At 44.3% G+C, this 14,486-nt stretch carries 7 protein-coding genes, 2 tRNA genes, 3 rRNA genes and 1 other annotated feature (1 of these 13 cut by a window edge); of the genes, 10 read left to right on the forward strand and 2 right to left on the reverse strand.

The features are described from left to right. Positions 1 to 45: a sequence feature (Phe leader region), on the reverse strand (it extends 73 nt beyond the left edge of the window). 140 nt (positions 46 to 185) lie between these two features. Beyond that, entirely contained in the window at positions 186 to 518 is a 333-nt protein-coding gene (gene raiA / locus PZ638_RS04555) for a ribosome-associated translation inhibitor RaiA (RefSeq protein WP_036958924.1), read from the reverse strand. Positions 519 to 833: 315 nt separating this feature from the next. Beyond that, entirely contained in the window at positions 834 to 1,565 is a 732-nt protein-coding gene (gene bamD, locus PZ638_RS04560; protein WP_004264835.1) for an outer membrane protein assembly factor BamD, read from the reverse strand. 137 nt (positions 1,566 to 1,702) lie between these two features. Here bamD and rluD point away from each other — a divergent pair, with 137 nt between their 5' ends. From rluD to PZ638_RS04610, 10 genes are all read left to right on the forward strand, one after another. Then, the gene (gene rluD, locus PZ638_RS04565) at positions 1,703 to 2,680 is read left to right on the forward strand and encodes a 23S rRNA pseudouridine(1911/1915/1917) synthase RluD (protein WP_004264836.1); all 978 of its coding nucleotides are present in this window, start codon (positions 1,703 to 1,705) and stop codon (positions 2,678 to 2,680) included. Beyond that, a complete protein-coding gene (gene yfiH / locus PZ638_RS04570; protein WP_094962021.1) occupies positions 2,680 to 3,414 on the forward strand; it encodes a purine nucleoside phosphorylase YfiH in 735 nt (244 codons plus the stop codon). The genes rluD and yfiH overlap by 1 nt, the downstream gene beginning before the upstream one ends. 123 nt (positions 3,415 to 3,537) lie before the next feature. Next, a complete protein-coding gene (clpB, locus tag PZ638_RS04575; RefSeq protein ID WP_094962020.1) occupies positions 3,538 to 6,111 on the forward strand; it encodes an ATP-dependent chaperone ClpB in 2,574 nt (857 codons plus the stop codon). Positions 6,112 to 6,733: 622 nt separating this feature from the next. Beyond that, positions 6,734 to 8,273, forward strand: a 16S ribosomal RNA gene (locus tag PZ638_RS04580). 65 nt (positions 8,274 to 8,338) lie between these two features. Next, positions 8,339 to 8,415, forward strand: a tRNA-Ile gene (locus PZ638_RS04585). Positions 8,416 to 8,553: 138 nt separating this feature from the next. Next, positions 8,554 to 8,629: transfer RNA gene (locus PZ638_RS04590), tRNA-Ala, on the forward strand. A 325-nt stretch (positions 8,630 to 8,954) separates the two neighbouring features. Continuing rightward, positions 8,955 to 12,151, forward strand: a 23S ribosomal RNA gene (locus PZ638_RS04595). Positions 12,152 to 12,289: 138 nt separating this feature from the next. Continuing rightward, positions 12,290 to 12,405: ribosomal RNA gene (gene rrf, locus PZ638_RS04600) — 5S ribosomal RNA — on the forward strand. Together the 16S, 23S and 5S rRNA genes with 2 tRNA genes alongside form the textbook arrangement of a ribosomal RNA operon. Before the next feature lie 579 nt (positions 12,406 to 12,984). Further along, a complete protein-coding gene (locus tag PZ638_RS04605) occupies positions 12,985 to 13,776 on the forward strand; it encodes an endonuclease/exonuclease/phosphatase family protein (protein WP_036958303.1) in 792 nt (263 codons plus the stop codon). Between the two features lie 59 nt (positions 13,777 to 13,835). Then, positions 13,836 to 14,417, forward strand: a complete 582-nt coding sequence (locus tag PZ638_RS04610) for a DUF1287 domain-containing protein (RefSeq protein WP_172766844.1) — start codon at positions 13,836 to 13,838, stop codon at positions 14,415 to 14,417. Positions 14,418 to 14,486 lie beyond the last annotated feature (69 nt).

The raw sequence follows: 14,486 nt of genomic DNA on the forward strand, positions 1-14,486 counted from the left end.
TAGGAGTTGCTAAAGAAGAAAAAGAAAACAAAATTAAGATTCATATGAACACCTTTAGTCAGATTCAATTTAAATAAACCCGATACTCACTAAGAAGTCAATAGGTAAGGGTCATAAACATAAAAAAACGCGCCCATGGTGAGCGCGTTTATAAGGTTCAAGATTAGTTGATAGATAATATAAAATTATAACGTAACAGTATTATTCGCTTCTTTTACACTATTATATGCTCTTCTTGATTCTCCTTTATGTTGCACTTTATTAAGTTGTCTTTCGAGTTTGTTAATTAGTTCATTAATTGCAACGTACATATCTTCATGCTTGGCACTTGCGACCAATTTTCCTGTCGCTGTTTTTATGTTGGCATCAACCATAAAACCTTGTGGCTCTTTTGATAATACGACATGCGTATTTATTAGAGATACTTGCCACTTATCGAGTTTTGTTAGACGGCTCTCAATGTGCTCACGAATCGCTGGGGTAATGTCCATTTGTTTGCTAGTAATGTTCACTATCATATAGTTACCTCTCATTGTTTCCGTCTTTGTTGATTTCAGAATACCCGTTCTTGCTAAGAAAAAATTGATGTAGATCACATCTCATTCAGGGGAAGAGTAACAGCTATCTGAAGTGTGATTTCACATAAAAAAGGGGCGAAAAAGCATTGCCAAAATGAATGGATTAAGGGACACTGATTGAGTTGGCTAGGGGAACGGTAAATAGCCGGAACTTTTTTTGGGTTAAAATTAGTACCCTAAATGAGCAAGCAACTAAATCGCCGCTAGCAAAGAAAAACAGCAGCCATGGCTGCTGTTTTAGATCGCACGATGATATTATTGTGGGTTTGCAGCAATAATACTCGCAACTTTATTCGCTTCTTGGTTTAGCCCCATCTCATTATAAGCAATTTCCATGTATGCTAAGGCATTACGTGTTGCTTCTGTGTCTGGGTAGTCTTTTAGCATTTGTTGAACACGATTAACAACCGCGACATAAGCACCGCGTTTGTTGTAGTATTCGACAACAGAAAGGTCGAATTTCGCTAAGCGGTCTTTTAAGAAGACTAATCGCTTACTCGCATCATTGGAGTATAAGCTGTTAGGATAGTAGCGAACTAACTGACTGAAATCTTTGAATGCAACTCGTGCATGCTGTGGGTCTCTGTCTGAGCGGTCAATACCAAAGAGGCCTTGCAATAAGCTATCATCCAGAGCCATCGCGGTTAAGCCTCGCATATAGAGGACATAATCAATATTTGGATGAGTTGGGTTCAAACGCATGAAACGGTCAATTGCGGCTATCGCCATTGGCAGCTCTGCTGATTTATAATATGCATAAATCAGGTCTAATTGAACCTGCTGAGCATATGGACCAAATGGATAACGGTTATCAAGAGCTTCAAATTGTTTAATCGCTGCTTTAAAATTGCCGTCCTGTAATTTTTGCTGACCCGTTGCATATATTTCAGCAGGGGTGCTATCAGGGCTGACTTCAGGAGTGCTGGAACAGCCGACTAAAATCAGGCTCAACGTGGCTGCAGCCACCAGATTTTTCATACGTATCATCACGTGTAGGTTATCCTCTGAGTGTTTCGAGGGAGTCTATCCATAAGGCTCCCGGCAAAATTCGAGTTACAATAGCATATATTTTAAATGAAACGGCACTGCCGTCAAAATACAAACACCAAAAAGTAGATTAATTTATGGCTCAACAAGTACAACTTAGTGCAACTATCGCTGAATCACAGCTTGGTCAACGTTTAGATCAGGCTTTGGCCGAATTGTTCCCTGATTATTCACGTTCTCGCATAAAAGAATGGATTTTAGCTGATAGAGTGCAGGTTAATGGCAAAGTTATCAATAAGCCAAAAGAAAAAGTTTTTGGCAGCGAACAAATTTTAATCGATGCCCTCATTGAAGAAGATAATCGCTGGGAACCACAAGATATCCCACTTAATGTGATTTATGAAGATGAAGATATCCTAATTATTAATAAACCGCGTGATTTAGTTGTCCACCCTGGAGCTGGAAACCCAGATGGCACAATTCTTAATGCGTTGTTATATCGTTATCCTGAAATTGCTGATGTGCCGAGAGCAGGTATTGTTCATCGTTTAGATAAAGACACGACAGGCTTAATGGTTGTCGCAAAAACAGTTCCAGCTCAAACACACCTTGTAGAAGCATTGCAACGTAGAGAAATTACGCGTGAATATGAAGCGGTTGCGGTCGGCCGTATGACAGCGGGTGGCATGGTAGAAGAACCTATCTCTCGTCATCCAACTAAACGAACCCATATGGCTGTGCACCCAATGGGTAAACCTGCCGTAACACATTATCGTGTGATGGAACACTTTAGAGCCCATACTCGTTTACGTTTACGTCTGGAGACGGGCAGAACTCACCAAATTCGTGTTCATATGGCTCATATCAATCATCCATTAATTGGTGATCCCTTATACGGTGGCCGCCCGCGCCCACTAAAAGGGGCGACCGAAGAATTTTTAGAGGTCATGCGTAATTTTGATAGGCAAGCACTGCATGCCACTATGTTACGCTTATATCACCCAATCTCAGGTATTCAAATGGAGTGGCATGCACCGTTACCTGATGATATGGTTAAGCTTATAGAAGCTCTAAAAGCAGACACTGAACTGCATAAAGACGATATGGACTGGTAATGAATACATTGATTTTCCCTGATTGGCCGCAACCTAAAAACATAGCTAGCTGTAGTACAACTCGAGTGGGTGGTGTGAGCCTGCCACCTTTTGATAGCTTGAATTTAGGTGATCATGTTGGGGATATACCCAATGCCGTCAGTGAAAATCGTCAACGCCTTGAGACGCTTGCTCAGCTACCACAACAACCAGTTTGGCTTGAGCAAGTTCATGGAACGGATGTGCTTCAGCTTGTTGGTGATAAAATTCATAATAGGCAAGCGGACGCCGTGTACAGTAATCAGGTTGGCCAAGTTTGTGCCATTATGACTGCGGATTGCTTGCCTGTGTTATTGACTAATCAAGCAGGAACGGAAGTGGCTGCAGCCCATGCAGGGTGGCGCGGCCTATGTCATGGGGTTCTTGAAAATACAATCAATCAATTTATTAGCCCTGCAAATGAAATTATCGCTTGGCTTGGCCCCGCTATTGGTGCTGAGAAATTTGAAGTCGGTAAGGAAGTCAAAGAGGCTTTTGTTAATCAATCATCTGATTTAGCCTCTGCTTTTGTTCCTTATAATGATAAATATCTCGCTGACATTTATTTATTAGCACGTAAAAAACTACGGGCTGCTGGCGTAACGAAGGTCTATGGTGGTGATTTTTGTACAGTAACAGATGAAAACAGATTTTTTTCCTATCGAAGGGAAGGAAAAACCGGCAGGATGGCTTCATTGATATGGATAAATACCTAGTATTGGGGTTTTGTTCTAAATTAACGGATATATCAAAAATAATTCCTTGCAAAACTTGAATATTTAAAAACTGACCTCATCTAGTATCCAGTAGCAAATTTAATCTCATTTATTGGAGGTGTTATGCGTCTGGACCGTTTAACTAATAAATTCCAGCAAGCTCTCGCTGACGCCCAATCACTAGCCCTTGGGCGCGAAAACCAGTTTATTGAACCTATTCATCTATTAAGTGCCCTGTTTAATCAAGAGGGTGGCACAGTTCGTCCATTGCTGACGACGTTAGGCGTGAATGCCGTACAATTCCAGCAAAAAGTCGAAGATGCATTAGGGCGTTTACCTCAAGTGCAAGGTGTTGCGGGAGATGTTCAACCATCAAGTGACTTAATGCGTCATTTGAATTTATGTGATCAATTGGCACAAAAGCACGGAGATGAATTTATCTCCTCAGAATTATTTCTTGTCGCCGCTTTAGAAGCCAATACGACATTAGCAGACATGCTCAAAGCAGCAGGTGTTAATAAAGATAATTTAAAAAAGGCAATAGAACAGATGCGTGGTGGAGAAAAAGTGAATGACCAAAGCGCTGAAGACCAGCGCCAAGCCTTGAAAAAATATACGGTTGATTTAACTGAACGTGCAGAGCAAGGCAAATTAGACCCAGTAATTGGTCGAGATGAAGAAATACGTCGGACCATTCAAGTACTGCAACGTCGTACTAAAAATAACCCTGTGCTGATTGGTGAACCAGGTGTAGGTAAAACAGCAATTGTTGAAGGGTTAGCACAACGTATTGTTAATGGTGAAATTCCAGAAGGGTTAAAAAACAAACGTGTATTATCCCTTGATATGGGGGCGCTGATTGCGGGTGCGAAATATCGTGGTGAGTTTGAAGAGCGTCTGAAAGCTGTTCTAAATGATCTTGCCAAACAGGAAGGTAACGTCATTCTGTTTATTGATGAATTACACACCATGGTTGGTGCAGGTAAAGCAGATGGTGCGATGGATGCGGGTAACATGTTAAAACCTGCGTTGGCTCGCGGTGAATTACACTGTGTTGGCGCTACCACATTGGATGAGTATCGCCAATACATTGAGAAAGACCCTGCTTTAGAGCGTCGTTTCCAAAAAGTGTATGTGGCTGAGCCATCCGTTGAAGACACAATTGCTATTTTACGTGGTTTAAAAGAACGTTATGAACTGCATCACCACGTTCAAATAACTGACCCGGCGATTGTGGCAGCGGCAACGTTATCGCATCGCTATATTACTGACCGTATGTTACCTGACAAAGCGATTGATTTAATTGATGAAGCGGGTGCAAGTTTACGTATGCAAATGGATTCGAAACCTGAATCCTTAGATAGGCTGGAACGCCGTATTATTCAGCTCAAACTTGAACAGCAAGCGCTTAAAAAAGAATCGGATGATGCAAGTAAAAAACGTCTTGAGATGTTAGAAGAAGAGCTCGCAGAGAAAGAACGTGAGTACTCTGCGTTAGAAGAAGAATGGAAAGCTGAAAAAGCATCATTAACAGGTACTCAGCATATTAAAGCTGAACTTGAAAATACACGTATCGAGATGGAAAAAGCACGCCGTATGGGTGATTTGGCAAAAATGTCCGAATTGCAATACGGTAAAATTCCAGAATTAGAGAAACAGCTTGAAGCGGCAACCAAAGCTGAAGGCAAAAGCATGAAACTGTTACGTAACAAAGTAACAGATGTCGAAATTGCTGAAATCTTAGCTCGTTGGACTGGCATCCCTGTATCTCGAATGCTAGAAAGTGAAAGAGAAAAACTGTTACGTATGGAACAGCAACTCCATCAGCGTGTTATTGGACAAGATGAAGCGGTAGTTGCAGTATCGAATGCAATTCGTCGTAGTCGTGCAGGGTTATCAGACCCGAACCGCCCAATTGGCTCGTTTATGTTCTTAGGGCCAACAGGGGTAGGTAAAACTGAATTGTGTAAAGCGTTAGCAAATTTCATGTTTGATAGCGATGATGCAATGGTTCGTATCGATATGTCTGAATTTATGGAAAAACATGCGGTATCACGTTTAGTGGGTGCACCTCCAGGATATGTCGGTTACGAAGAAGGTGGGTATTTAACTGAAGCGGTTAGACGTCGTCCATATTCAGTCATTTTATTGGATGAAGTTGAGAAAGCACACCCTGATGTTTTCAACATTTTATTACAAGTGCTTGATGACGGGCGTTTAACGGATGGACAAGGTAGAACAGTGGACTTCCGTAATACGGTGATTATCATGACATCTAACTTGGGTTCTGACTTAATCCAAGAAAGATTTGGCATGATTGGTTACTCAGAAATGAAAGATATGGTGATGGAAGTGGTATCCCATAGTTTCAGACCTGAATTTATTAACCGTATAGATGAAGTTGTTGTATTCCATCCATTAGGTAAAGAGCAAATTACGAATATTGCCAATATTCAATTGGCTCGTTTATATAAACGTCTTGAAGAGCACGGTTATGAAGTCAGTGCGACACCTGCTGCACTGGAGAAAATTGGGGAGGCTGGTTTTGACCCAATCTTCGGAGCAAGGCCATTAAAACGCGCAATTCAGCAGGAAATTGAAAACCCTCTGGCACAAGAAATCTTGTCAGGTAAGTTATTACCAGGTAAACCTGTCGTTTTAGATGTAGAAAATGACGAAATCGTTGCTAAACAGTAATTGATATTATTGTAAAATCAAAAGGTGGCTATTGTTAGCCACCTTTTTTATATCAAATTACGTATAAAATCACTTTTTTTGCTTGATAATTGGGCGTAAAGTATAAAATATCACCACTTGAAAATTTTTTTCAAAAAAACACTTGCCAGATTTTTCTGACTCCCTATAATGCGCCACCACTGACCGGGAACAAGACAACGCAAAGCGCGATGAACACTGAAACGGCAGCGAGAGATTCTGAAAAAGAAAAAGCAAAAAATTGCTTGACTCTCACGGAGGAAAACGTAATATACGCCTCCTCGCAGCAACGACCGAAAGGTTGGTTTTCATAAAGAAAAGCTGCAACGCTCTTTAACAATTTATCAGACAATCTGTGTGGGCACTCACAGGACACTATCAAAAAAATATTTGATTTTAAGTCTTGAAGAGTGACTAACACGTTAATTCATATATATGAAATAAGGTAGTAACGCTTATTTTGGAAGGGTAACGCGAAGGCAAGCAGAGATAACCCGAGGCAGTACTTAGGTACGGCGAGGGGAAGCGATGCGAAGCCGACAAAGTTAGCCGAACAAAAGAACGTTACGGTCAGTAAGACATTCTTTGAGCATCAAGCTACTTTTAATTGAAGAGTTTGATCATGGCTCAGATTGAACGCTGGCGGCAGGCCTAACACATGCAAGTCGAGCGGTAACAGGGGAAGCTTGCTTCTCGCTGACGAGCGGCGGACGGGTGAGTAATGTATGGGGATCTGCCCGATAGAGGGGGATAACTACTGGAAACGGTAGCTAATACCGCATAATCTCTCAGGAGCAAAGCAGGGGAACTTCGGTCCTTGCGCTATCGGATGAACCCATATGGGATTAGCTAGTAGGTGAGGTAATGGCTCACCTAGGCGACGATCCCTAGCTGGTCTGAGAGGATGATCAGCCACACTGGGACTGAGACACGGCCCAGACTCCTACGGGAGGCAGCAGTGGGGAATATTGCACAATGGGCGCAAGCCTGATGCAGCCATGCCGCGTGTATGAAGAAGGCCCTAGGGTTGTAAAGTACTTTCAGTCGGGAGGAAGGCGTTGATGCTAATATCATCAGCGATTGACGTTACCGACAGAAGAAGCACCGGCTAACTCCGTGCCAGCAGCCGCGGTAATACGGAGGGTGCAAGCGTTAATCGGAATTACTGGGCGTAAAGCGCACGCAGGCGGTTGATTAAGTTAGATGTGAAATCCCCGGGCTTAACCTGGGAATGGCATCTAAGACTGGTCAGCTAGAGTCTTGTAGAGGGGGGTAGAATTCCATGTGTAGCGGTGAAATGCGTAGAGATGTGGAGGAATACCGGTGGCGAAGGCGGCCCCCTGGACAAAGACTGACGCTCAGGTGCGAAAGCGTGGGGAGCAAACAGGATTAGATACCCTGGTAGTCCACGCTGTAAACGATGTCGATTTGAAGGTTGTTCCCTAGAGGAGTGGCTTTCGGAGCTAACGCGTTAAATCGACCGCCTGGGGAGTACGGCCGCAAGGTTAAAACTCAAATGAATTGACGGGGGCCCGCACAAGCGGTGGAGCATGTGGTTTAATTCGATGCAACGCGAAGAACCTTACCTACTCTTGACATCCAGAGAACTTAGCAGAGATGCTTTGGTGCCTTCGGGAACTCTGAGACAGGTGCTGCATGGCTGTCGTCAGCTCGTGTTGTGAAATGTTGGGTTAAGTCCCGCAACGAGCGCAACCCTTATCCTTTGTTGCCAGCGATTCGGTCGGGAACTCAAAGGAGACTGCCGGTGATAAACCGGAGGAAGGTGGGGATGACGTCAAGTCATCATGGCCCTTACGAGTAGGGCTACACACGTGCTACAATGGCGTATACAAAGAGAAGCGACCTCGCGAGAGCAAGCGGAACTCATAAAGTACGTCGTAGTCCGGATTGGAGTCTGCAACTCGACTCCATGAAGTCGGAATCGCTAGTAATCGTAGATCAGAATGCTACGGTGAATACGTTCCCGGGCCTTGTACACACCGCCCGTCACACCATGGGAGTGGGTTGCAAAAGAAGTAGGTAGCTTAACCTTCGGGAGGGCGCTTACCACTTTGTGATTCATGACTGGGGTGAAGTCGTAACAAGGTAACCGTAGGGGAACCTGCGGTTGGATCACCTCCTTACCATTGAAGTGTTTTTGTGAAGTGCTCACACAGATTGTCTGATGAAATAGAGTAGCGGTATCGATAGGCTTGTAGCTCAGGTGGTTAGAGCGCACCCCTGATAAGGGTGAGGTCGGTGGTTCAAGTCCACTCAGGCCTACCACTTTTCTCTTATGCTGCGTTATGGCTCAGCTCGTTTACCCAAAAGTAAACTTCGCTAATCCACGCCTTGCCTAAGAAAAAAGACCTCCGAATAAGAAAATCTTATAAAGAGATTAATTGATACCGAAAATACCTTTATGGGGCTATAGCTCAGCTGGGAGAGCGCCTGCCTTGCACGCAGGAGGTCAGCGGTTCGATCCCGCTTAGCTCCACCATAATTTTTCTGATTATTCAGAATAGATTAGTAATAGTCTATTGCGAATAATTATGCTCTTTAACAATCTGGAACAAGCTGAAAATTGAAAACAACGCACATTGTTTATCGCTTAAACAATGTGAGAGTCTCTCAAAATTTCAGACCTGAAATTTTCGGTCACAAACTCGAGCGGCATGCGCGAGCAGTGTGAAATTCAAGGCGGACAGCGCACAGCAAGCGCAGCGTACTTAGGTACGTGAGCATTGCGAGCACTGCCCAACGAAGAAGTTCACCACGCACAGCCATGACAGTAATGTGAACGTTGAAACAATTTCGGGTTGTGAGGTTAAGCGACTAAGCGTACACGGTGGATGCCTAGGCAATCAGAGGCGATGAAGGACGTGCTAATCTGCGATAAGCGTCGGTAAGGTGATATGAACCGTTACAACCGACGATTTCCGAATGGGGAAACCCAGTGCAATTCGTTGCACTATCGTTTGATGAATACATAGTCAAACGAAGCGAACCGGGGGAACTGAAACATCTCAGTACCCCGAGGAAAAGAAATCAACCGAGATTCCCCTAGTAGCGGCGAGCGAACGGGGAGCAGCCCAGAGTCTTAATCAGCATTAGCATCAGGAGAACGGTCTGGAAAGTCCGGCAGTAAAGGGTGATAGCCCCGTATCCGAAGGTGTTAGTGTTGTGAACTCGACGAGTAGGGCGGGACACGTGTTATCCTGTCTGAATATGGGGGGACCATCCTCCAAGGCTAAATACTCCTGATTGACCGATAGTGAACCAGTACCGTGAGGGAAAGGCGAAAAGAACCCCGGCGAGGGGAGTGAAATAGAACCTGAAACCGTGTACGTACAAGCAGTGGGAGCCCCATCACTCAAGTGCCTCGGCAATTGAGTGACGGTGTAAAACCATCACAATAACAGCGCAGGATTTGCCAACAAGATTGGCTGATTTTTTCAAGCCGCAGCGCAGTGGACATCGAAGTCCATGAGCAGCGGAAGTTAAAAAATCGGGCAAGATTGGCCGCAAAGCCAAGCGGGACATTTGAGGATGGGGTGACTGCGTACCTTTTGTATAATGGGTCAGCGACTTATATTCTGTAGCAAGGTTAACCGTATAGGGGAGCCGTAGGGAAACCGAGTCTTAACTGGGCGAATAAGTTGCAGGGTATAGACCCGAAACCCGGTGATCTAGCCATGGGCAGGTTGAAGGTTGGGTAACACTAACTGGAGGACCGAACCGACTAATGTTGAAAAATTAGCGGATGACTTGTGGCTGGGGGTGAAAGGCCAATCAAACCGGGAGATAGCTGGTTCTCCCCGAAAGCTATTTAGGTAGCGCCTCGTGAACTCATCTTCGGGGGTAGAGCACTGTTTCGACTAGGGGGTCATCCCGACTTACCAACTCGATGCAAACTACGAATACCGAAGAATGTTATCACGGGAGACACACGGCGGGTGCTAACGTTCGTCGTGAAGAGGGAAACAACCCAGACCGCCAGCTAAGGTCCCAAAGTCATAGTTAAGTGGGAAACGAAGTGGGAAGGCTCAGACAGCCAGGATGTTGGCTTAGAAGCAGCCATCATTTAAAGAAAGCGTAATAGCTCACTGGTCGAGTCGGCCTGCGCGGAAGATGTAACGGGGCTAAACTATGCACCGAAGCTGCGGCAGCGAACGTATCACTTAAACTGATTAAGTGATACTCAAATGTATCAAAACGATTGACGGAGCGAAGCGACGTCAATGCGTCCAACAAAGTCGAGGCGGAAACGTCAGGCAGTCAGTTTAAGGATACGTTCGTTGGGTAGGGGAGCGTTCTGTAAACCTGTGAAGGTGTGCTGTGAGGCATGCTGGAGGTATCAGAAGTGCGAATGCTGACATAAGTAACGATAATGCGGGTGAAAAACCCGCACGCCGGAAGACCAAGGGTTCCTGTCCAACGTTAATCGGGGCAGGGTGAGTCGACCCCTAAGGCGAGGCAGAAATGCGTAGTCGATGGGAAACGGGTTAATATTCCCGTACTGGTGATAATTGCGATGGGGGGACGGAGAAGGCTAGGCTATCCGGGCGACGGTTGTCCCGGTTTAAGGATGTAGGCAGGTGAATTAGGCAAATCCGGTTCACTATATGCTGAGGTCCGATGACGAGTCACTACGGTGATGAAGTAGCTCATGCCCCGCTTCCAGGAAAAGCCTCTAAGCTCTAGATTATCATTAATCGTACCCCAAACCGACACAGGTGGTCAGGTAGAGAATACTCAGGCGCTTGAGAGAACTCGGGTGAAGGAACTAGGCAAAATGGTGCCGTAACTTCGGGAGAAGGCACGCTGGCATTAGGTGAAGTGATTTACTCATGGAGCTGAAGCCAGTCGCAGATACCAGCTGGCTGCAACTGTTTATTAAAAACACAGCACTGTGCAAACACGAAAGTGGACGTATACGGTGTGACGCCTGCCCGGTGCTGGAAGGTTAATTGATGGGGTTATCCGTAAGGAGAAGCTCTTGATCGAAGCCCCAGTAAACGGCGGCCGTAACTATAACGGTCCTAAGGTAGCGAAATTCCTTGTCGGGTAAGTTCCGACCTGCACGAATGGCGTAATGATGGCCAGGCTGTCTCCACCCGAGACTCAGTGAAATTGAACTCGCTGTGAAGATGCAGTGTACCCGCGGCAAGACGGAAAGACCCCGTGAACCTTTACTATAGCTTGACACTGAACATTGAGCCTTGATGTGTAGGATAGGTGGGAGGCTTTGAAGCGTGGACGCCAGTCTGCGTGGAGCCAACCTTGAAATACCACCCTTTAATGTTTGATGTTCTAACGTTGCCCCATTATCTGGGGTGCGGACAGTGTCTGGTGGGTAGTTTGACTGGGGCGGTCTCCTCCCAAAGAGTAACGGAGGAGCACGAAGGTTGGCTAAGCATGGTCGGACATCATGCGGTTAGTGCAAAGGCATAAGCCAGCTTGACTGCGAGAGTGACGGCTCGAGCAGGTACGAAAGTAGGTCTTAGTGATCCGGTGGTTCTGAATGGAAGGGCCATCGCTCAACGGATAAAAGGTACTCCGGGGATAACAGGCTGATACCGCCCAAGAGTTCATATCGACGGCGGTGTTTGGCACCTCGATGTCGGCTCATCACATCCTGGGGCTGAAGTAGGTCCCAAGGGTACGGCTGTTCGCCGTTTAAAGTGGTACGCGAGCTGGGTTTAGAACGTCGTGAGACAGTTCGGTCCCTATCTGCCGTGGGCGTTGGAAGATTGAAAGGGGCTGCTCCTAGTACGAGAGGACCGGAGTGGACGCACCACTGGTGTTCGGGTTGTCATGCCAATGGCATTGCCCGGTAGCTAAGTGCGGAAGAGATAACCGCTGAAAGCATCTAAGCGGGAAACTTGCCTTGAGATGAGTCTTCCCTGACTCTTTAAGGGTCCTAAAGGAACGTTTAAGACTAAGACGTTGATAGGTTGGGTGTGTAAGCGTAGCGATACGTTGAGCTAACCAATACTAATGAACCGTGAGGCTTAACCTGACAACACCGAAGGTGTTTTAGAGAGATAGAGTTGTTTTCGAGAAGTGAGAAGCCGAAAGGTGAAGGACACGCAGCTTGTTTGAGATTGAGGTTCTGGTTTAGTGAAGAAAAAACTAAACGGGAACAAAACAGAATTTGTCTGGCGGCAATAGCGCGGTGGTCCCACCTGACCCCATGCCGAACTCAGCAGTGAAACGCCGTAGCGCCGATGGTAGTGTGGGGTCTCCCCATGTGAGAGTAGGGAACTGCCAGACATTAAATTAGTGAGAAAGCCACCCATTGGGTGGCTTTTTTGCGTTTGGAGAAAAAAAGAAAAACAGTGGATGTTGAGGTTAGGTGGGGTGTCTAAGTTTTAGTTCCTGAGTTCCTTAGTTCCTTAGTTCCTTAGCTCCTTAATGTTTTAACCCCTAATTTTAATCCCCTCTTCATCTCTTTTAGCTACTTTTAGGGCTCTCTCTATCTATCACCATCATTAATGAGCGTGTGTGATGCAAAGTAGTGAGTAACAGCTCACAGATTATTTAGGGTAGCGGAATTTTAATAAAATCAAATAAATATTGTGGATTGGATGCTTGCCCATCACGGTGATGAATGATACCGCTTAGGTGGGGTGCCTAACATACTTATCATTTCAAAGGGAGTAGTAAAAGAAGGCATGAAGCATTACTCATTTATAGATAGCGCTAATGAAAAACTTAAAGACCCTAGGGTTAAGATGGCAGTTACATTAAATTTGATAAGCTATAACACCTCAAATTTGATATACTACCTACAGTAACTAATCAAAAAGTGTAAGATTTTCATTATTTTTCTGTGATATAGGGACTTCAAATTTGGCGAAAAGAACCTATTCTGTTCGGTATATTGCAGGTGAGCCCGCTAAACGTATTCAGCCCATGCCTGTACATATGTTAGGAGAATCACTTCCAATAGGTTTACCGCTATTTGCTGCGGGTGAAACTCTTGATGTGGTTACATGGAACATTTATAAGCAGCAGCGCCCAAATTGGAAATATACACTTAATGAGTTAGTGAAAGATAGAAAACTTATTTTGTTGCAAGAAGCTCAAATGTCACCTGAGCTAATATCTTTTGCTGCATCACACAAATTAATTGCTGACCAAGTACCTGCATTACCTTTTTCTCCTCATCCCGCTGGTGTGATGACGCTTGCAGCTTCACACCCAATATATTGCTGTCCTTTAAGAGAAAAAGAACCACTTTTACGGTTAGCTAAATCTGCGTTGATTACGGTATATCCCCTACCAAATGGAAAACATTTGATGGTAGCGAATGTTCATGCAATTAATTTCAGTTTTGGAGTAGATGTTTATACTCGGCAACTAAGTAAATTAGGTGTTCATATTGCTAAACATGTAGGGCCAGTAATCCTAGCAGGTGATTTTAATGCATGGAGTAGACAGCGTGTGAATGCGTTGAAACGATTTATTCGCAGTGTAGGCTTGAAAGAAATTGTATTTAGTGATGATTACCGTACTAAGGCTTTTGGTCGTCCTTTGGATTACGTGTTTTATCGTGGATTGAACGTTAAAGATAGCACTGTACTACCGACAGATGCTTCTGATCATAACCCTATTATGACCAAATTTACGCTTTCTAAGTAATTAAGATTATCTCCCTTATTTTCCCTCGTATTTAATTGTAGATTCGATGAACTACTTTTATGGGGAATATCAGATTGAAATCATCGTTTTTATACATTCTTTTCTTTTTTGCACAAATAGCTAATGGGTCTAGCTTATTGTTGGCAAAACATGCTGAACAGTTGCCTCGTTTAGTTATTTATGACTCATCTTATCGACAAATTTCTTATCCAAATGGTGATGTGCCCGAACAATATGGTGTCTGTTCTGATGTAGTTATACGAAGCTACCGAAAAATTGGTATTGATTTACAAAAATTAGTACATGAAGACATGAAAGCAAACTTTAGTCAATATCCCAGCCAACGTATATGGGGATTACGTAAGCCAGATACAAATATTGATCATCGTCGTGTACCTAATTTAGAGGCTTTTTTCTCGCGAAAAGGGAAAAAAAAGCCTATATCAAAGAATGCCAGTGATTATATTCCCGGCGATATTGTCTCTTGGCGTTTAGATAATGGTCGGCCACATATCGGTGTTGTAACTTCGATAAAGTCACCAAGTACACAAAGTTATTTAGTTATGCACAATATTGGATATGGCCAAGTTGCTGAAGATGTTTTATTTCGTTGGGATATTGTTGGACATTATTCTTATTAAGTGAAATGGTTTTTATATAATATAATTTCCTAGATTATAATTTTAAAAATTAACTTACTCAAGAGGTTT

It is taken from the genome of Providencia hangzhouensis (assembly GCF_029193595.2).
GTDB lineage: Bacteria > Pseudomonadota > Gammaproteobacteria > Enterobacterales > Enterobacteriaceae > Providencia > Providencia hangzhouensis.